Raw genomic sequence first — 19,096 nt, 5'->3', positions numbered from 1 at the left:
ATCGAAGTATTGCGTTCACGCGTCCAGTTCCCTACGGTGTCGGCACGAGTCAAGGGAGAGGGTGGAGATGACCACAACGCGCCGCGGGCTCAGCCTGCTGCTGGTGATGGGACTCGGGCTGGTGGCCGCGTCCTGTGGATCGGACGACAAAAAGGCCGCGGGGGCGGCCGACGGTCCGGTGACGATCACGGTCGGCTGCGAGCCGCCGAAGAGCAACCCGAAGGAGCGCGAGGCCTGGGAGGCGGATGTCGCCGCGTTCCACCAGGCGCACCCGAATATCACGGTCGAGGGCAAGGATGCGTTCCCGTGCATCAACCCGGACACATTCCAGGCGAAGCTGGCCGGCGGGACGCAGGAGGACGTCTTCTACGTCTACTACACCGACGTCCGGAAGATCATCGACAAGAAGCAGGCCGCGGACATCAGCCAGTACGTCGGCACCGTGAAGCCGGTCAACGACCTGCGCAAGGACGTGATGAGCGTCTTCAAGGACGGCGACAAGACGTACGGCCTGCCGCGGAACAACTACAACATGGGCCTGGTCTACAACCGGAAGCTGTTCACGCAGGCCGGTCTCGACCCGGCCAACCCGCCGAAGACGTGGGACGACGTCCGGGCGGCCGCGAAGAAGATCGCCGCACTCGGCCCGGGGTACGTCGGCTTCGGTGAGTACTCGGCCGGGAACACCGGCGGCTGGCACTTCGCCGCGGAGCTGTACGCGCGCGGCGGGTCGATGGTCAGCGACGACGGGAAGACCGCGGCGTTCAAGAGCGACGAGGGCAAGGCCGTCCTGGAGAACCTGAAGAAGATGCGCTGGGACGACAACTCCATGGGCAGCAAGCAGCTGCTGCAGTGGGAGGACCTGATGCGCATGATGGGCGGCGGCAAGCTCGGCATGATGATCGGTGCGCCGGACGTCGTGCAGTCGGTGAACAACGACTTCAAGGGCAAGTTCGAGGACTACGGCGTCACCGCCGTACCGGAGTCCGACGGGAAGTCGTCGCTGAGTGGTGGCGACGGGTACATGTTCAATCCGAAGGCGTCGCCGGAGAAGATCAAGGCCGGCCTGCTGTGGCTGGAGTTCCACGAGCTGACGCCGGGCCAGGGCCAGTTCAACTACGCGCGGTCGAAGGAACAGGGCCGGCCGGTTGGTCTGCCGATCCCGGACCTGTACGGGAACAGTGCCCCGGGCAACGAGATCACCTCGCTGCGCAAGCAGTACGCGACCGTCCCGGTCGACAACTTCACGCCGTACGTCGCCGCGCAGGGAAACATCACCAACAAGCTCGAACCCCCGAAGGCGCAGGAGCTGTACGCCGTGCTCGACGTGGCGATGTCCGCGGTGCTGACCCGCAAGGACGCCGACATCGACAAGTTGCTCAGTGACGCCGAGGGCAAGGCCAACAAGATCCTCGCGAAGAACACGTAATGACGGTGACCGAGGAGCGGGTCCGTCGTCCTCAGTTGGGGGCGACGGACCCGCGATCCGACGACCACGGCGCCCTGCGCAGGGCGGTGGGGCGTAATCTCACCGCCTACGGGTTCTTGTGCGCTGCGCTGATCTGTTTCGCCTTGTTCTCCTGGTATCCGATGTTCCGGGAGATCGTGCTGAGCTTCCAGCAGAACAACTTCGTCGACCCGGGGGAGTGGGTCGGGTTCGACAACTTCCGCACGGTGATCGCGGACCCGGCGTTCCGGGCCGCGTGGCTGAACACCGCGGCGTTCAGCGGGCTGGCTCTCGTGATCGGGTACGCCGTACCGTTCGTGCTGGCCGTTGTGCTCAACGAACTCAAGCACGCGAAGGCGTACCTGCGCTTCGTCGTCTACCTGCCCGTGATGCTCCCGCCCGCGGTCGCCGTACTGCTGTTCAAATGGTTCTACGACCCCGGAGCCGGCCTGTTCAACCAGGCGCTCGACGCGGTGCATCTCCCGCCGTTGAGCTGGCTGGACTCGACGAGTACGGCGCTCGTCAGCCTGGTGATCGTGTCGACGTGGATGAACCTCGGCACCGGCACGCTGATCTACCTCGCCGCACTGCAGAGCATCCCCGGTGACCTGTACGAGTCGGCGGAGCTGGACGGAGCCGGCCTGTTCAAGCGGGTCAGGCATGTGACGATCCCCCAGACCAAGCTGATCCTCCTGGTGATGCTGCTGCTGCAGGTCGTCGCGACCATGCAGGTCTTCATCGAGCCGTACCTGCTGACCGGCGGCGGCCCGGAGAACGCGACCGTCACCGTCGCGTACCTGATGTACCAGTACGCGTTCAACTTCGGTGACTTCGGCGGCGGATCGGCTCTCGGCCTGATGCTGATGATCGTTCTGCTGGTGTTCTCCACGATCTACCTGCGCGTGTCCCGCGAGGAGGCCGAGCGATGAGAACCCTGGTGTCACCCCTCGCGCTCCGCACCCCACGCGGCCGGATCATCTACTGGACGATCCTCACGGTCACGGTCGTCGGCTTCACCGGCGCGTTCGTCTTCCCGTTCTACTGGATGGTGAGCGGCGCACTCAAGTCGCCCGACGAGCTCGCGCAGATCCCACCCAGCTTCTTCCCGAAGTCGGTCGACTTCAGCGTCTACAAGGAGGCCTGGGACCAGCTTCAGTTGGGCGTGTTCCTCAAGAACACCGCCGTGTACGCCGGTGGCGCCTGGCTGTTCACGCTGGCGGTCGACGTGTCGGCGGCGTACGCGCTGTCGAAGTTGCGGCCCGTTCTCGGGAAGCTCGTGCTCGGTGCGATGCTGGCGACGTTGATGATCCCGCCGATGGTCCTGCTGCTGCCGACGTACCTGGTGGCGAAGGACCTGCCGATCCTGCACGCGGACCTGCTGAACACGCCGTGGGCGATCTGGTTGCCCGCGGCAGCGAACGGGTTCTTCGTGTTCCTGCTGAAGCGGTTCTTCGACTCGATTCCTCGCGAGCTGCTCGAAGCGGCCGAGATCGACGGTGCGTCGCCGTTGCGGATCCTCTGGTCGATCGTGCTGCCGGTGTCACGGCCGATCATCGGCGTGGTGTCGATCCTGTCCGTGGTCACGGTCTGGAAGGACTTCGTCTGGCCGCTGCTGGTGCTGCCGGAGACGGACAAGATGTCGATCAGCGTCGGCATCGCGTCCCTGTCCGCCCAGATGCCCCAGAACGTCCTGATCGCCTCACTGGTGATCGCCAGCCTGCCCACAATCCTCGTCTTCTTCGTATTCCAGCGCAGCATCATGGCCGGCCTGACGGCCGGAAGTCTCAAGGGATAAGAGAACCGCCCCTCGCTCCGCTCGGGGGCGGGGTGGAGTGGAGGGGCCGGAAGCCTCAAAGGATAAGGAGATTCGATGGCCGACGAATGGTGGCGTGGAGCTGCGATCTACCAGGTGTACCTGCGGAGTTTCGCGGACGGCAACGATGACGGTATCGGTGATCTGGCCGGTCTGCGCGCGAAACTGCCGTACCTGGCGGAGCTCGGGATCGACGCGATCTGGCTGAACCCGTGGTACCCGTCGCCGATGGCCGACGGCGGGTACGACGTGGCCGACTACCGCGCGATCGACCCGGCGTTCGGCACCCTCGCCGAGGCGGAGGCGTACATCGCGGAGGCGCACGCCCTGGATATCCGGACGATCATCGACATCGTGCCGAATCATGGGTCCGACCAACAGGACTGGTTCGTCCAGGCGCTCCAGGCCGGCCCCGGATCACCCGAGCGGGAGCGGTTCCTCTTCCGCCCGGGCAACGGCGACGGACCGCCCAACGAGTGGCAGTCGATCTTCAACGGACCCGCCTGGTCCCAGGTCGAGGACGGCGAGTGGTACCTGCACCTGTTCGCCCCCGAGCAGCCCGACTTCAACTGGCGCAACCCCGAGGTGGTCGAGGAGTTCCACGACATCCTCCGGTTCTGGCTGGACCGCGGCGTCGACGGGATCCGGATCGACAGCGCCGCCGTACTGTTCAAGGATCTGGACAGCGTCGAGGAGTCGTACACCGACCACGACGAGGTGCACGAGGTGTACCGCGGCTGGCGGCGGATCTCCGACGCCTACGACGGCAGGTTCTTCGTCGGTGAGATGTGGATGCCGGATCAGGAACGGTTCGCGCTGTACCTGCGGCCGGACGAGATGCAGACCGCGTTCAACTTCGACTTCCTGTCCCGTCCTTGGGAAGCCGCGGAACTGAAGGCGTCGATCGACCTCACGCTCTCCACCCATGTCCCGATCGGAGCGCCGCCGACCTGGGTCCTGTCGAACCACGACGTCACGAGACCGGTGACGAAGTACGGGCGCGCGGACACGTCCTTCTCGCACCAGGACCGCAAGCACGGGATGCGGACCGATCTGGTGCTCGGGGAACGTCGTGCGCGGGCGGCCGCGCTGTTGGCGATGGCGCTACCAGGTGGTCTGTACGTGTACCAGGGCGAGGAACTTGGGCTGCCCGAGGTGGAGGACCTGCCCGACGAACTGCTGCAGGACCCGATCTTCACGCGCTCGAAGGGCGCCGACCGCGGACGAGATGGTTGCCGTGTGCCCCTACCGTGGTCCGGCAAGGAGCCGCCGTTCGGTTTCGGAACGGGTACGCCGTGGCTCCCGCAACCGGCCGACTGGAAGAACCTGACGGTCGAGTCCCAGCACGACGACCAGAACTCGATGCTGACTCTCTACCGCACCGGCCTCCACCTCCGCCGCACCCTCCTGGGCGACGGAGCCTTGACCTGGCTCGACTCCCCGCCCGAAGTCCTCACCTTCCAACGCGAGAACCTCACCAGCATCACCAACCTAAGCCCCACCCCCGTCCCCCTCCCACCCCACGAGGAGATCCTCCTAACAAGCATCCCCCTAGACCACGGAGCCCTCCCCCCAGACACCACAGCCTGGGTTCGGTGAACAAGAAGTGGGGGCCTTGCACAGGCAATAACCTGTGCAAGGCCCCCATGAACCGTCAGCTGAGCGGGCGGAATCTCCGCAGTCGCAGGCTGTTCGACACCACAAACACCGAGCTGAACGCCATCGCAGCCCCGGCCAGCATGGGGTTCAGCAACCCCGCGGCCGCCAGCGGGAGAGCAGCCACGTTGTAGGCGAAGGCCCAGAACAGGTTGCCCTTGATCGTGCGGAGCGTGCTGCGGGAGAGCCGGATGGCGTCCGCAGCGGCGCGCAGATCACCACGCACCAGCGTCAAATCACTCGCCTCGATCGCCACGTCGGTCCCGGTGCCCATGCTCAGCCCGAGGTCGGCCTGGGCGAGGGCCGCCGCGTCGTTGACGCCGTCACCGACCATCGCGACCACGCGGCCCTCGTCCTGCAGCTTCTTCACCGCGTCGACCTTGCCGGCCGGCAGGACCTCGGCGATCACCTCGTCGATACCGACCTCACCGGCCACCTTCGCCGCCACCGCTTCGTTGTCACCGGTCAGCAGTACCGGACGCAGACCCAACGACTTCAGCTGAGCGATCGCCTCCACGGACGTCGGCTTCACGGTGTCCGCGACGACCAGCACAGCCCGTGCAAGCCCATCCCAGCCGACCGCTACCGCCGTACTGCCCTCGGCCTCGGCATGCTCCTTCGCGTGCGCGAGCTGTGATGGCAGGTACTGGCTCCACTCCTCCAGCAACCGCGTCCGCCCGACAAGTACGGCGTGCCCGTCGACGATCCCCTGCACACCAAGGCCCTCGACGTTCCCGAAGTCCTCGACCTCCGGCAGCTTCCCCGCCTCCAGGGCGGCCCGCGCCACGGCCTGCGCGATCGGGTGCTCGCTCGAGTGCTCGAGCGCCCCGGCCAACCGCAGTACCTCGGCCCGATCCTGATCCGGAGCGAGCAGTACGTCGACCAACTCCATCCGGCCCGTGGTGACGGTGCCCGTCTTGTCCAGTACGACGGTGTCGACCCGCCGCGTGGACTCCAGCACCTCCGGCCCCTTGATCAGGATGCCCAGCTGCGCGCCCCGACCGGTACCGACCATCAGCGCGGTCGGCGTGGCCAGACCCAACGCACACGGGCAGGCGATGATCAGTACGGCGACCGCGGCCGTGAACGCGACCTCGAGCGGCGAACCGTTGCCCAGCCAGAAACCTAGCGTTGCTAGCGCCAATCCGATGACGATCGGCACGAAGATCCCGGACACCTTGTCGGCCAGCCGCTGTACGGCGGCCTTCCCGTTCTGGGCGTCCTCGACCAGCCGCGCCATCTGCGCCAGCTGCGTGTCCGAGCCGACCCGGGTCGCCCGCACCACCAGCCGGCCACCGGCATTGACGGTCGCGCCGACGACCGGGTCGCCCTCGCCGACCTCGACCGGCACGGACTCGCCGGTCAGCATCGACGCGTCGACCGCGCTGCTGCCGGTGACGACCACGCCGTCGGTGGCGATCTTCTCGCCCGGCCGGACGACGAACTCGTCACCCACGACGAGCTGGTCGGCCGGAATCCGGGTCTCGGTCCCGTTGCGCAGAACGGCGACGTCCTTCGCGCCGAGTTCGAGCAGGGCCCGCAACGCGGCCCCCGAGCGGCGCTTCGCCCGCGCCTCGAAGTACCGGCCGGCCAGGATGAACGTGGTGACGCCGGCCGCGACCTCGAGGTAGATCTCCTCCGCGCCGCTCCCGCGGGACGGGATCAGCGTGAACGGCATCTTCATGCCGGGCTGGCCGGCCGAGCCGAGGAACAGCGCGTACAGCGACCACAGGAACGCGCTCACCACACCCAGCGAGATCAGTGTGTCCATCGTCGCGGCGCCGTGCCGCAGGTTGGTCCAGGCGGCCTTGTGGAACGGCCACGCCGCCCACGTCACCACCGGGAACGCCAGCGTCAGCGACGCCCACTGCCACGACTCGAACTGCAGCGCCGGGATCATCCCGAACGCGATCACCGGCACCGCGAGCACGATGCTCGCAATCAGCCGCTCCCGCAGGGGTTTCAGCTCGTCCGGCTCCTCGTCCTGCGACTCGACGGCGGGCGTCGGGAGCGAGGCGGTGTATCCGGTCTGCTCGACCGTGGCGACCAGATCGTCGGTGGAGATGCCGTCCGCGTACGTCACCTTCGCCTTCTCGGTGGCGTAGTTGACGGTCGCGGTGACACCGTCCATCCGGTTCAGCTTCTTCTCCACCCGGGCGGCGCACGAGGCGCACGTCATACCACCGATGATGAGTTCGACGGACTGACCGGGCTCGGTGCTGGTCATGATGAAGCGCCTCCTCTCAGTGGCCGTGCGGCGTTTCGGCGTGCCCAGGGGTCTGGGTTGCTGTGGTTGCAGTCGGTACGGCGGTCGCGGTCGAGCCCACCTTCACGGTGAACTCGGCGGTGTGGACCTTGCCTGCGTGCTGGAAGTCCAGGAACAGGCTGTACGCGCCGGCGGTCGGGAACGTCGTACCGAAGGTGATCGTCGGTCCGCCCTTCATGCCCGGCTCGGCGTGCTGCGACGGGTGGTTGTGCAGGTAGGCGAGGTCGCCGCCGCGCAGCGAGACCAGGTGCCCGAAGGCGCCCAGGTACGGCTGCAGGTCGGTGACAGGCTTTCCGTTGCGGTTCACCGCGAACGTCAGCTCGGACTCCTTGCCGGCGACCGGGGTGCCCTGCAGCGTCACGTCGTACCCGTCGAAGCTGTAGACGCTCGCCGGTTCGGCGACCGGGACCGGGACGTACAGGCCGGTGACGTTCACATCCGTGCCGAGGGTGATGGTGCTGTCGTGGCCGGCCGGCTGGAAGTCGGCGTACAGCCGCCAGGTCCCGCCCGCGGTGAACGTGAACGGAATGCTCCACGTCCCGTCCGCCGCCAACGTCGGATGGATGTGGTGGAACCCGGACAGGTCCCGCCGCACCACGATCAGGTGCAGGTCCTTCTCGTGGGTCTTCGTGTACTTCGTGACCGGTTTGCCGTCCGGTCCTTGGATCGTGAAGCGCAGCGCGGTCTCTGTGCCGCTGGTGAAAAACGTTTTCTCCGGCGCGAACGTGTAGCCGGCGTCGGACACCGCCAGCCCGGGCAGCTGCCCGGCCGACTCGTGTCCGCCGTGTTCGGAGCTGCCTGCAGGCTGCTCCATGCCACCCATCTCCTCTCCGTGGGCCGGTGCCGCGGAGGTGTCGTCGGCCGCCGCGATCGGGTCGATCGCGGAGCCGATGCCGTACGCCGCCCCGAAGGCGAGCGCCACCGCACCGGCGAACGCGCCGAGCCGGAGCGCGACGGCACGGCTCACGACGCCGCCAGCTCGTAACCCGCCTCGTCGACCGCGTCGCGTACGGCGGCCTCGTCGAGAGCGGACTCACTCGTCACGTGCACCGCGGAGGTGCCACCCGCGACGAGGTCGATCTTCACGTCCTGCACACCGACAAGCTTGCTGAGCTCCTCGGTAACAGCCGAAGTGCAGTGCCCACAGGTCATACCGGAAACGGAGTAGGTCGTAGTGGTGCTCATATCAATGCTCCTTGCTCGAAACGGGGTGATTGTTGGAGATGTGGTCCGGCTGCGGACGAGCTGGTCCATTCGCGGATAAGGCTGGTCCAGTGGCGGGCGGTTGTGGTTCAGCCGCGGGCGGATGTGGTTCAGCTGCTGACGAAAGCGGATCAGCTGCGGACGAAGGCGATCTGCTGCGGTCGGAGGTGGATCAGCCGTGGATTGATGTTGTTCAGCTGCGGACGAGGCGGGCGATTGCGTCGGAGGCCTCGCGGACCTTCTCGTCGGCCTCGGGACCGCCCTTCTGCGCGGCCTCGACCACGCAGTGCGAGAGATGCTCGTCGAGCAGCTCCAGCGAGAACGACTGCAACGCCTTCGTGGCCGCCGACACCTGGGTCAGGATGTCGATGCAGTACTTGTCCTCCTCGACCATCCGCTGCAGCCCACGAACCTGACCCTCGATCCGCCGCAGCCGCTTCAGATGACTGCTCTTCTCGGCGGTGTACCCGTGCACGTGTCCCTCGTCGCTGCTCATCTCGCAACCCTCTTCCTAGCCCTCAGCTACCCCTCCGGGGTATCTCCACGAGGAAGAAGTTACCCCCTACGGGTATAGAACGCAAGCCCTCCACCAATACCACCCAGGGGTATCTCTCAACTGCATCAGTCCCGCGACCCCACCCGCATCAACCACCCCCGCCCCGCGGAGCACGCCGCCGCCAGCGCACAACCGCAGTACGCCAACGCACGACCGCCGTACGCCAACGAACGACCGGCCGTACGCCGGGGCGTAACCGGGTCTCCGGTGGGGCAGCACAGGTTATTTCCTGTCCACCGCCCCCGCCGGGGGTGCACCGGGCCCCACCCGCTCGACAGCGCGCGACTTTGTGCACCGTAGTCGCGTCAACGGGCGCCTGAGCTGCGGATCCCGTGCACAAAGTGGCGTAGAAAAGGCGGCCCGGCACAACAGTTGCCTCGGGTGTTGCGTGTGCGGGTGGTGAACAAAACTGGCACGCTGTGCGTCTGCTCAGGGACGAAGTGGATGAGAGGGGCGTGGATGTCCGAGGTGGCCGTCAGTACGCGGGGGTTGCGTAAGACGTACCGGACGCGGCGGGGGCGCAAGGTGGTGGCGGTGCAGGGGCTGGATCTGGAGGTTCCGGCTGGTGGGGTGCACGGGTTTCTCGGGCCGAACGGGTCGGGGAAGACCACGTCGATCCGGATGTTACTCGGGCTGGTGCGTGCCGACGGGGTCGATGAGGGTGTTCGGTCAGCCGGTGCCGGCGCAGTTGCCGGAGGTGGTGGGGCGGATCGGTGCGATCGTGGAGTCGCCGAAGTTCTTCCCGGCGTTCACGGGGCAGAAGAACCTGGAGTTGCTCGCGGAGGCGATCGGTGCACCGCGTGCGCGGGTCGGTCAGGTGCTGGAGCAGACGTCGCTCGGCGAGCGGGGCAAGGACCGGTTCCGGTCGTACTCGTTGGGCATGAAGCAACGGCTGGCGATCGCGGCCACGCTGCTCAAGGATCCCGATCTGCTGATCTTCGACGAGCCGACCAACGGCCTCGATCCGGCCGGTATCCGGGAGATCCGCGAGACCATGCGCGGACTCGGCGAGCAGGGGAAGACGGTCCTGGTCAGCAGCCACATCCTGGCCGAGGTCGAGCAGGTCGCCGACACTGTGTCGATCATCGGCCACGGTCGACTGCTGGCATCCGGCACGGTCGCGGAAGTCATCGGCGGCGGTACGGCGCCCACGGTGAAGGTTGCCGTCGGAAACGGCACCGCCAACCACGAGTCCGCGACCCGGATCCTGACCGCAGCCGGTATGGCGGTTCGTGCCGACGGCAACTATCTGCTCGTCGAAGGCGCTCCGGATCCCGCCGACGTGACGCGGCGCCTCGCCCATCAGGAGCTGTACGTGTCCGAGCTGACCCCGGTCCGTGCCGACCTCGAGTCGGTCTTCCTGGAGCTCACCGAAGGCGAGGGCCTGTGATGATTCGCCTGACCAAGGTCGAGCTCCGCCGGCTGATCGCGCGCCGCTTGACGGCGATCGGACTCGTCGGCCTGTTCCTGATCACGATCCTGCTGCTGGTCGCCACCTGGTTCGACGCGCGGCCGTTGTCCGCCGCCGAGCAGCAGCAGGCGCAGCAGCAGTTCGAGCTGGCGCACAAGGACTGGGTCGAGCACGCGGCCGAGATGCGCACCCAGTGCGAGGCGGACTGGAAAACGCAGTCCGACCCGAAGCCGAAGCTCGAGGAGATGTGTACCTTCACCGAGCCCAAGGCGGAGGATTTCGGCAAGCCGCCGACCGTGTTCGCGCAGATCATGCCGGACCTGTTGCAGGGTTCGTCGTACTTCCTGGCGTTCGCCGGGTTCCTGATCGGCGCCAGTTTCCTCGGCGCCGAGTTCAGTTCCGGTGCCATCGGCAACTGGTTGACGTTCGAGCCGCGCCGGCTCCGGGTGTACGGCAGCAAGCTGGCCGCGGCCGCGACCGGGTTCGTGCCGATCGCCGCGGTGGTGCTGGCGATCGTGCTGTTCGGAACGTTCCTGATCGTCGACCACCTGGGTGATACGGCGAGTACGACGGGGAAGGTCTGGGGCGATCTGTCCGCGATCGCCGGTCGCGCCGTGGTGACGACTGCACTGGCGGCCGCGCTCGGCAGCGTCGTCGGCCTGCTACTGAGGCACACCGCCGCCGCGATCGGTGTCGTGATGGCGTACCTGGTCCTTGCGGAAGGCGTTTTCGCTGCGTTCCTGGAGAAGGCCCAGCCGTGGTTGGTGAAACTCAACTTCGATGCCTTCGTCCGGCACGACGCGCAGTACTACGTGACGGAATGCAAGACCGGTACCGACGGCAGCTACGCCTGCGACTACGTGCAGAAAACGCTTTCGTTCGAGCACGGCGCCTGGTATCTGGCGATCTTCGCCGTCGTCGTGATCCTGCTCGGCGGCTGGGTCTTCCACCGCCGGGACGTCAACTAGCGGTGCGCCGCCGCCGTCGTACCGCGCCGATCAATGCGATTCCGAGCGTGGCTACGGCGGCGGCTGCACCGATTGCCAGGCCGCGGCGGAGCCCCGGCGGCGTGAACGTGCAGTCCACCCGGTCCGCCGTACCCGTCAGCGGGACAGCGATCAGACCGCCGAAGTCCCGCGGGGTCTGCGCCTTGGCGCCGGCGACCGAGCAGGTCCAGCCGTCGATCTTCGGTACGCCGACCACCGCCCAGCCCTTGCTGCCCGTGGGCAGCGTCGCGTGGAGGGAATGACCGGTCGTCTCCACGTCCGTCGCCCCGGTCGCCCGCAGCTTCTTCACCGCGCTGTTCAAGGCCTTCTGATCGAGGCAGCCGAGGGCGTTCCGCGGCGGAATGCCCTGCGGGTCCTCGCCGAAGTTGACCTCGACCAGCACGATCCCGGTTGCCGGCACAGTGCCGAGGCCGATCATCGCGCTGCTGGTGTTGATCCCGGGACGACGTGTCGAGCTCAGCTCGTGCCACTGGCCGCCGGCCAGCCGGGCGCGTCCGCCGACGCGCCGCATGAACAGGTACGCCGTGCTTCCCGGCGCACAGGCAGCGACCAGCTTGACGTCACCGGTCGCGAACCGGGTGCCCTTGTACTCCGGGACCTCGTACACCTTGGTCCCGAGCAGGCGCTCCTGGGCGGCGTACGCGTTCGGGGCGTTGGTGTCGACCGGAACCGCCTCATCGAGCCGCCGCCGTACCGTGACCAGCGGCGGGACCGTCGTCAGGGTGATCTTCGGGTTGCCGTCCTCGACGAGCCGCATCCGGGCCCCGACCGAGAAGATCGTGTCGGTGACCGGGTTGTCGAGCGTGCGCGCCGCGCGACCGTACCCGGACCAGCCGAAGCCGAGTCCCGTCATCATCTCGTTCACCGAGTGCGGCAACAGGCTGCTGTATAGGCCGGCGCCCTGACCGCCGAGCAGAATCGGATCGTTCGGCGTGACGGACGTCCCCGGCTCGGTCCGGTACTTCGGCCACCCGTCGGCTTCCCGCAACGCGTCGTACCGCGTGGTCTGCTTGGCGTCCCACGCCGCGTTCGACGTACTGAGCACCTTCGAGCGCTGCTCGTCGGTGATCACCGCGGTCCACGTGGTCTCCGCCGCCACCACGAGCAGCAGTACGGCGAACGCGGCGACCACCGGCCACTTCACCCGGCGCGTCCGCGGGAACCGGCGCAACGTCCAAATGGTGCCGAACGCAACCAACCCCACCGCCGCGGACGCGATCAGCACCTCCATCCAGTGCTCGGTCAGGAGCGGACTGCCGTCGGACAGTACGGCGATCAGCGCCAGCAGGACCGCACCGCCCAGAAGGGCGATCGGGCCGGGCAGCTTGTGGGCGACCGAGACCCACGCGACCGCGACGAGCAGGCCGCAGAGCACGAACGCCTCGCGGTACTGGCTGCCGTTGGGGGTGTCGAACGCGTGCCAGAACTTCTGCGTCGGCGCCCAGCGGAACGACAACGCCACCAGGACGGTCGTGATCACCCAGACCGCCTTCGGCCGCCACGGGACGAACTTGTTGAACGGCATCGTCAGCGCGAGCAGCAGGGCGATGGTTCCGACGTACAGGCTGGCGGTTCGGCCGACGCCTTCGGACAGGGGGAGCAGTCTGGAGAGGAACAGGTCCATCGCCGAGGCGTGGAAGATCCCGGACGGGGACGGCGTTGCGGCGCGGTTGGTGGTGATGATCGGTAGCAGGATGGGCGCGACCAAGGCCATGCCGAGCACGAACGAGACGCCGTGCCGGACGACCGACCGGAGGCGCAGCGACCAGCTCAGGTCGCTGCTGAGCAGCCGGGCGAGCAGGTAGATCCCACCCGCGATCGTTGCCATGTAGGCGGTGTAGAAGTTGGACAGCCAGAAGACGGCGACCACCAGCACACTCAGCACCCGGTTGGTCCGGCGCAGTGACCACTCGGCGACCAGGAAGAACATCGGCAGGGCGATCAGGCCGTCCAGCCACATCGGCACGTAGGATCCGTCGTCGAGTGCCCAGCCGCAGACGCCGTACGAAACTCCCAGGATCGCCGCAACCCAGCGGGGTCCGGGACGCATCGTAAGGAGTGCGGCTGCCATCGCGGCCGCGGCCAGGCTCAGCTTCAGCGTGGTGATGACGAAGACGGCGAGGTCGATCTGGTCGCGGGGGAACAGACCCACCAGCAGGGACAATGGGCTGCCGAGATCGACCCCGACGTCCGCGAGGAAGCCGACACCGAACGCGCTCTGCCAGTTGAACAGCAGATCGCCCTGGCTCTGGCCGTGCAGGACGTCCCAGAGGTGGGCGAAGAAGGGGATGTACTGGGTGCCAAGATCGTTGGTACTGCGGGACAGCGAACCGAAGGGAAAGGTACCGCGGATGATTCCGGAGGCGGCGAACACCGCCGCCACCACGACAGCGGCGACGGCTGCCGGCAGCAGCGCCGAGCGCCGCCGGACAGCCCCTCCGTCAGCACTGTCCTCGGAAACCATTGGCCGCCCCTTCGTTCCGCTCACCCGGTCGCCAAAGCTAGCGGGTAGTTCTGGTCTGGACAAGAATCGCATCATGGTCGACGTACGGGGCGGATGGGGACAGCGATGCGATTGAGTCTGGTGGTGCCGTGTTACAACGAGGTCGAGGTGGTCTCGCGGTTCCATCAGGCGCTCAGCCGCGAGCTCGAGGAGACCGGGCGACCCTACGAGATCCTGTACGTCGACGACGGTAGTTCTGATGGGACGCTCGAGGCCCTGGTGGAGTTGTCGGCGACCGACGAATCGGTCCGGTACCTGTCGTTCAGCCGGAACTTCGGCAAGGAGTCCGCGATGCTGGCCGGCCTGCGGTACGCGACCGGCGACGCCGTGGTGATCATGGACGCCGACCTGCAGCACCCGCCGGAGCTGATCGGCCGGATGCTGGAGGAGTACGAGCGCGGGTTCGACCAGGTGATCGCGCGGCGCAACCGGACCGGGGACCCGGCGACCCGGACGCTGCTCGCGCGGGCGTACTACTGGCTGATCAACAAGTGGGCCGACGTCGAGCTGACGGATGGGGTCGGCGACTTCCGCCTGCTGTCCCGGCGCGCGGTCGACGGGCTGCTCGAGCTGAACGAGTACAACCGGTTCTCGAAAGGGCTGTTCGCCTGGATCGGGTTCGAGTCGCTCCTGTTCGAGTACGACAACGTGAAGCCGCCGCCGGACCGCAAGAGCCGGTGGACGTTCCGGCGGCTGCTCGAGTACGGGCTGGACGGGCTGCTGTCGTTCAACAACAAGCCGCTGCGGATGGCGATCTACGTCGGCCTGCTGCTGACCGCGGTGGCCGCCGGGTACGCGATCTGGGTGATCGTGGCCGCGATCGTGCACGGTGTCGAGATGCCCGGGTACGTCACGCTGATCGCCGCGATCACCGGGCTCGGCGGACTGCAGATGGTGATGCTCGGCGTGATCGGCGAGTACATCGGCCGGATCTACTACGAGACCAAGAAGCGCCCGCACTACCTGCTCAAGCAGACCAACATGAACCCCGCGGACAGGCTGGAGCGGAGTAGCTGAACAGACACCGGCCCCGGGTGGACGAACCACCCGGGGCCGGTGACAGCTACTGCTGACGATCAGGCGGTGATCCGCTCGTCGGTCGAGGTGGAGAACAGGTGCAGCTTCTCCGGCACGGCCGCCAGGCGGATGGTCGAACCCTTCTCGACCGTCATCCGGGCGTCGATCCGGGCGACGATCTGCTGGTGCTCGCCGTTGTGCTCCGACGTGCCGTACAGGTACGCGTCCGCGCCGAGCTCCTCGACCACGGCGACCTTCACCGGCAGGCCCTCGTCGGCGACCTTGAAGGCCTCCGGGCGAACGCCCACGGTCAGGGTCTTGTCGCTGCCGGCCTTGGCCAGTACGTCGCGGCCGATCGGGATCACGTAGTCGCCGACCTTGGCGCCACCGTCGGAGATGTCCGCGGTGAGCAGGTTCATCGCCGGCGAGCCGATGAAGCCCGCGACGAACTTGTTCTTCGGGTTGTCGTACAGGTTCAGCGGGGTGTCGACCTGCTGGAGCAGACCGTCCTTCAGCACCGCGACCCGGTCGCCCATCGTCATGGCCTCGACCTGGTCGTGGGTGACGTAGACGGTCGTGACGCCGAGACGCTGCTGCAGCTCGGCGATCTGCGTACGGGTCTGCACCCGCAGCTTGGCGTCGAGGTTCGACAGCGGCTCGTCCATCAGGAAGACCTGCGGGTTACGCACGATCGCGCGACCCATCGCGACGCGCTGGCGCTGGCCACCGGACAGTGCCTTCGGCTTGCGGTCCAGGTACTCCTCCAGGCCGAGCAGCTTGGCGGCTTCGCCGACCCGCTTCGCCCGGTCCTCCTTGGAGACACCCTGCATCTTCAGCGCGAAGCCCATGTTGTCCGCGACCGACATGTGCGGGTACAGCGCGTAGTTCTGGAACACCATCGCGATGTCCCGCTCCTTCGGCGGACGGTGCGTGACGTCGCGGTCGCCGATGTAGATCGAACCCTCGTTGACCTCTTCGAGGCCGGCGAGCATCCGGAGCGAAGTGGACTTGCCGCAACCCGACGGGCCGACGAGCACCATGAACTCGCCGTCCTCGATCTCGAGGTTGAGCTTGTCGACGGCGGGGGTGTCACCACCGGGGTAGATCCGGGTTGCCGCCTTGAACGACACAGTAGCCATGACTGATCTTTCCCTTCACCGGCAGGAACGTGCCGGACGATCCGAGTAAAGGCCCCCCAAGCCGGGGGAGTGCGCCTATCCTCACCTGGCGCGCTCGTCCTGACAAGGTATGCGGCGTGTGACGTGTCCATTCTGTTCACGGAGTGGACACCAGCGCGCAGTCTGCAAGTTCTTGCAGGATCTTGCTGAAAAGTCAGGAGCGCCTGGGTACAGTGCCGGGCGTGAGCAGCAGCGTTGGTGGTAGGGCACGGCTGGCGGACATCGCGGCCAAGGCGGGGGTCAGTGAGGCGACGGTCTCGCGGGTACTGAACGGGAAGCCGGGGGTCGCCGAGGACACCAAACAGTCCGTCCTGACCGCCCTCGACGTACTGGGATTCGAGCGGCCGTCACGGTTGCGGCGGCGGTCCGCGGGGCTGATCGGGCTGGTGATGCCGGAGCTGATCAACCCGATCTTCCCGGCGTTCGCCCAGGTGATCGAGTCGGCGTTGTCGCAGCGCGGGTACACCCCGGTGCTGTGTACGCAGTCGCCGTCCGGCGCGACCGAGGAGGAGTACGTCGAGATGCTGCTCGAGCGCGGCGTCTCCGGGATCATCTTCGTCTCTGGCCTGCACGCGGACACCGGCGCGGACCACGAGCGTTACCAGGCCCTGGTCGAGCGCCGGCTGCCCGTGGTGTTCGTCAACGGCTGGCTGCCGTCGGTCGAGGCGCCGTTCGTGTCGTCGGACGAGTACGCCGCGATGGAGCAGGCGGTCACGCACCTGGTGGCGCTCGGGCACCGCCGGATCGGTTTCGCGTCCGGGCCCGAGCGGTTCATCGTCGTCCAGCGGAAGCTGGCCGGGTACCTGACCTCGATGAAGGCCCAGCTCGGCCTGTCCGACGAGGACCTGAAGCCGATGGTTGCCTTGAGCATGTTCGGCGTGGAGGGCGGCGAGGCGGCCGGCCGGCAGCTGCTGGACGCCGGGGTCACCGGGGTCGTCTGCGGCTCGGACATGATGGCGCTCGGCGTCATCCGCGCCGCCCGGCAGCGGGGGCTCACGGTGCCCGGTGACATCTCGGTGGTCGGGTACGACGACGCGCCGATGATGGAGTTCACCGACCCGCCGATGACGACGATCCGCCAGCCGGTACAGGCGATGGGGCTGGCCGCGGTCCAGTCCCTGCTGGAAGAGGTCCGCGGCCACGCCACACCACACACCGAGTTCCTGTTCCGCCCAGAACTCGTCGTACGCGGCTCGACCGGCCCCGCTCGCTGAAGGCTCCGGCTCGGGACCGTCCCCTGCCGGGCGGCTCCGAGCCGGAGGATCGTGCACGCAGGCAGAACCCCCGAATCCGGGTGGTTTCTGCGCCGAAAGGCGGGTTCTGCCTGCGTGGGGGTCTACTTGGACGTGTGGAACGCGGCCTTGGCGGCGCTGGCGAAGCCGTTGGCCCACAGCTGGTTGACCTTGGAGCGCTCGGTCGAGTCCGGGTACGGGTTCGTGCAGGACGGGCCGGGGCCGCCGCCGGACATCAGCTCGGAGCACGGGCCGGAGTAGTGGTCCGGCAGGCCGAGTACGTGGCCGGTCTCGTGGGCGACGATCCGGGTCTTGTCGTACTGCTGCGACTGGGCGTAGTCGATGAAGATGTAGCCGCTGCCGTGTCCGTCGGTGGACGCGTACGAACCACGCGAGTCGTTGCCCTCGGTGTAATAGAAGTCGTAGTTGCTGCCTTCGACGAGCTTCACGTTGCTGACCGACGAGTTCCAGATCTGCGTGCTGGACGAGATCTGGGACGCGAACGTCGGCGCGTCGACGGCGTACGTGACGGTGACCGCGGTGACCTTCCGGCCGGCCTTCGCCTGCGTGGCCAGCTTGGACTGGGCGGACTTCATCACGGCGTCGTAGAACGCCTTCGTTGCGGCCTCGTCCTGCGGCGAGCCGACGTACGCCGCGCGAGTGGTGACGGTGGAGACGTGCGAGTCGACGGCGGGCGCGGCAGTCGAGGGGGACGCTGCCAGCGCGGGGACAGCCAGCGCGGCGGCGGCGAGCCCCGTGAGGCTGGAGAGGATACGGCGATGCGACATGGAGGGCCTCACTCCGAATCGGTGGCGGATAGCGACGGGCGGATTACCGATCGCCACCATCGGATGCTCCCAAGACTCCCGATGTTCCGCATCGCTTCCCGCAAAACCCTCGGGTTAACCCGCGAATCCTCCGGCCCGTTCTATGCCGCCCATAGCGGCCGGGTTATGGGTTTCAATGGTCGTACGCCGCGAGGAAACTGCTCGTCGAAGTAGTGGAGCGCGGCCTGCTGTCCTAGGCGCGCTGTCCTGGTGGGCCTGCTGTCCTGGTGGGGTTAGGCCTCGCCGGGGATGCCTACGTTGAGGAGGCGGGCGCCTGGGCCCCGGGTGGAGAGGCGGTCCTCCTTGTTGTAGAGGTTGCAGCGCTGGAGGCTGAGGCAGCCGCAGCCGATGCAGGAGTCGAGGTCGTCGCGGAGACGTTCGAGCTCGGCGATGCGTTCGTCGAGCCGGCTGCGCCAGGTCTTCGACAGCTTGCTCCAGTCGGCGCGCGTCGGCGTACGGTCCTCGGGGAGCGAATCCAGCGCCTGCTTGATCTCCGCGAGCGCGAGGCCGACCCGCTGCGCCGCCTGCACGAACGCGATCCGCCGCAGCGTGCTGCGCTGGTACTGCCGCTGGTTGCCGGCCGTACGCCGGGACGCGATCAGGCCCTGATCCTCGTAGAAGCGCAACGCCGACGCCGCGACCCCGGACCGATGCGCGATCTCCCCGATCGAGAGCCAATGCTCCTTGCTGGGGACGTTCTCCTCACCCATACCCGCCACCCTAGAACCCCGTCCCAAAAACTCAACCACGCTTGAAGTGCGGGGAGCGGACCGCCGGCACTCAGCAAGTCGCCGGAGCCGGCGGGTCGCACGCTCCGGCCCGCTCGGCGGTGCGGTCGGGAGTGCGGTTGGTGAGTGCCGGAGGTCCGCAAGACCAGTCGGGTCGGTGGTCTGCCGGTCGGGCGTTACGTCGGGTGGGTGGTCGGGGCAACGGTCACGATCGGTTATACTTTTGGGGTGTCGGTGCGCGCGTCGCGTCAC

General features: G+C 67.5%; 16 protein-coding genes and 1 pseudogene. 9 read left to right on the top strand and 8 right to left on the bottom strand.

Annotated features, from left to right (window positions below):
• Positions 1-67 precede the first annotated feature (67 nt).
• The 4 genes from ACWF0M_RS18045 to ACWF0M_RS18030 all read left to right on the top strand — a co-directional run bounded on the left by ACWF0M_RS18045 (position 68) and on the right by ACWF0M_RS18030 (position 4,859).
• Positions 68-1,429 (top strand): ABC transporter substrate-binding protein, encoded by a 1,362-nt coding sequence (locus tag ACWF0M_RS18045; protein ID WP_452236800.1) that lies wholly within the window; start codon positions 68-70, stop codon positions 1,427-1,429.
• Positions 1,429-2,376, top strand: coding sequence for a carbohydrate ABC transporter permease (locus ACWF0M_RS18040; RefSeq protein ID WP_452236799.1), 948 nt, complete (start codon positions 1,429-1,431; stop codon positions 2,374-2,376). Before ACWF0M_RS18045 ends, ACWF0M_RS18040 begins: the two co-directional genes overlap by 1 nt.
• Positions 2,373-3,242: a carbohydrate ABC transporter permease gene (locus ACWF0M_RS18035; protein ID WP_452236798.1), complete on the top strand. Its 870-nt coding sequence runs from the start codon at positions 2,373-2,375 to the stop codon at positions 3,240-3,242. Before ACWF0M_RS18040 ends, ACWF0M_RS18035 begins: the two co-directional genes overlap by 4 nt.
• A gap of 75 nt (positions 3,243-3,317) precedes the next feature.
• Positions 3,318-4,859 (top strand): glycoside hydrolase family 13 protein, encoded by a 1,542-nt coding sequence (locus tag ACWF0M_RS18030; protein ID WP_452236797.1) that lies wholly within the window; start codon positions 3,318-3,320, stop codon positions 4,857-4,859.
• Positions 4,860-4,914: 55 nt separating this feature from the next.
• On the opposite strand, the gene ACWF0M_RS18025 is transcribed toward ACWF0M_RS18030, so the two are convergent.
• The 4 genes from ACWF0M_RS18025 to ACWF0M_RS18010 all read right to left on the bottom strand — a co-directional run bounded on the left by ACWF0M_RS18025 (position 4,915) and on the right by ACWF0M_RS18010 (position 8,881).
• A complete protein-coding gene (locus ACWF0M_RS18025) occupies positions 4,915-7,143 on the bottom strand; it encodes a heavy metal translocating P-type ATPase (RefSeq protein WP_452236796.1) in 2,229 nt (742 codons plus the stop codon).
• A gap of 16 nt (positions 7,144-7,159) precedes the next feature.
• Positions 7,160-8,149: a hypothetical protein gene (locus tag ACWF0M_RS18020; RefSeq protein ID WP_452236795.1), complete on the bottom strand. Its 990-nt coding sequence runs from the start codon at positions 8,147-8,149 to the stop codon at positions 7,160-7,162.
• Positions 8,146-8,367 carry a heavy-metal-associated domain-containing protein gene (locus tag ACWF0M_RS18015; protein WP_134130638.1) on the bottom strand — a complete coding sequence of 74 codons (222 nt, stop codon included), beginning with the start codon at positions 8,365-8,367 and terminating at the stop codon, positions 8,146-8,148. Before ACWF0M_RS18015 ends, ACWF0M_RS18020 begins: the two co-directional genes overlap by 4 nt.
• 211 nt (positions 8,368-8,578) lie before the next feature.
• Positions 8,579-8,881, bottom strand: coding sequence for a metal-sensitive transcriptional regulator (locus tag ACWF0M_RS18010; RefSeq protein WP_452236794.1), 303 nt, complete (start codon positions 8,879-8,881; stop codon positions 8,579-8,581).
• 504 nt (positions 8,882-9,385) lie between these two features.
• Between ACWF0M_RS18010 and ACWF0M_RS18005 the strand changes: the two are divergent.
• The 3 genes and pseudogenes from ACWF0M_RS18005 to ACWF0M_RS17995 all read left to right on the top strand — a co-directional run.
• Positions 9,386-9,535: pseudogene (locus ACWF0M_RS18005) on the top strand (ABC transporter ATP-binding protein); the annotation flags it as partial.
• A 61-nt stretch (positions 9,536-9,596) separates the two neighbouring features.
• Entirely contained in the window at positions 9,597-10,331 is a 735-nt protein-coding gene (locus ACWF0M_RS18000; RefSeq protein ID WP_452236793.1) for an ABC transporter ATP-binding protein, read from the top strand.
• Entirely contained in the window at positions 10,331-11,320 is a 990-nt protein-coding gene (locus tag ACWF0M_RS17995) for an ABC transporter permease subunit (RefSeq protein ID WP_452236960.1), read from the top strand. Before ACWF0M_RS18000 ends, ACWF0M_RS17995 begins: the two co-directional genes overlap by 1 nt.
• Here ACWF0M_RS17995 and ACWF0M_RS17990 read toward each other — a convergent pair.
• Positions 11,313-13,823 carry a YfhO family protein gene (locus ACWF0M_RS17990; RefSeq protein ID WP_452236792.1) on the bottom strand — a complete coding sequence of 837 codons (2,511 nt, stop codon included), beginning with the start codon at positions 13,821-13,823 and terminating at the stop codon, positions 11,313-11,315. The two genes, ACWF0M_RS17995 and ACWF0M_RS17990, sit on opposite strands and share 8 nt — an antisense overlap.
• 105 nt (positions 13,824-13,928) lie before the next feature.
• Between ACWF0M_RS17990 and ACWF0M_RS17985 the strand changes: the two genes are divergently transcribed.
• The gene (locus ACWF0M_RS17985) at positions 13,929-14,879 is read left to right on the top strand and encodes a glycosyltransferase family 2 protein (protein ID WP_452236791.1); all 951 of its coding nucleotides are present in this window, start codon (positions 13,929-13,931) and stop codon (positions 14,877-14,879) included.
• 59 nt (positions 14,880-14,938) lie between these two features.
• On the opposite strand, the gene ACWF0M_RS17980 is transcribed toward ACWF0M_RS17985, so the two are convergent.
• Positions 14,939-16,018: an ABC transporter ATP-binding protein gene (locus ACWF0M_RS17980; RefSeq protein ID WP_452236790.1), complete on the bottom strand. Its 1,080-nt coding sequence runs from the start codon at positions 16,016-16,018 to the stop codon at positions 14,939-14,941.
• Positions 16,019-16,239: 221 nt separating this feature from the next.
• On the opposite strand from ACWF0M_RS17980, the gene ACWF0M_RS17975 reads away from it, so the two are divergent.
• Positions 16,240-17,271: a LacI family DNA-binding transcriptional regulator gene (locus ACWF0M_RS17975; RefSeq protein WP_452236789.1), complete on the top strand. Its 1,032-nt coding sequence runs from the start codon at positions 16,240-16,242 to the stop codon at positions 17,269-17,271.
• A 122-nt stretch (positions 17,272-17,393) separates the two neighbouring features.
• Here ACWF0M_RS17975 and snpA read toward each other — a convergent pair whose 3' ends face one another.
• Entirely contained in the window at positions 17,394-18,077 is a 684-nt protein-coding gene (gene snpA, locus ACWF0M_RS17970; RefSeq protein ID WP_452236788.1) for a snapalysin, read from the bottom strand.
• 272 nt (positions 18,078-18,349) lie between these two features.
• Positions 18,350-18,826 (bottom strand): redox-sensitive transcriptional activator SoxR, encoded by a 477-nt coding sequence (soxR, locus tag ACWF0M_RS17965; RefSeq protein ID WP_355474198.1) that lies wholly within the window; start codon positions 18,824-18,826, stop codon positions 18,350-18,352.
• Between the last annotated feature and the right edge of the window lie 270 nt (positions 18,827-19,096).

The organism is Kribbella sp. NPDC055110, from assembly GCF_053607525.1.
Note: the sequence above shows the minus strand (reverse complement) of the source record. Positions and strands in the feature narration are given on the sequence as shown.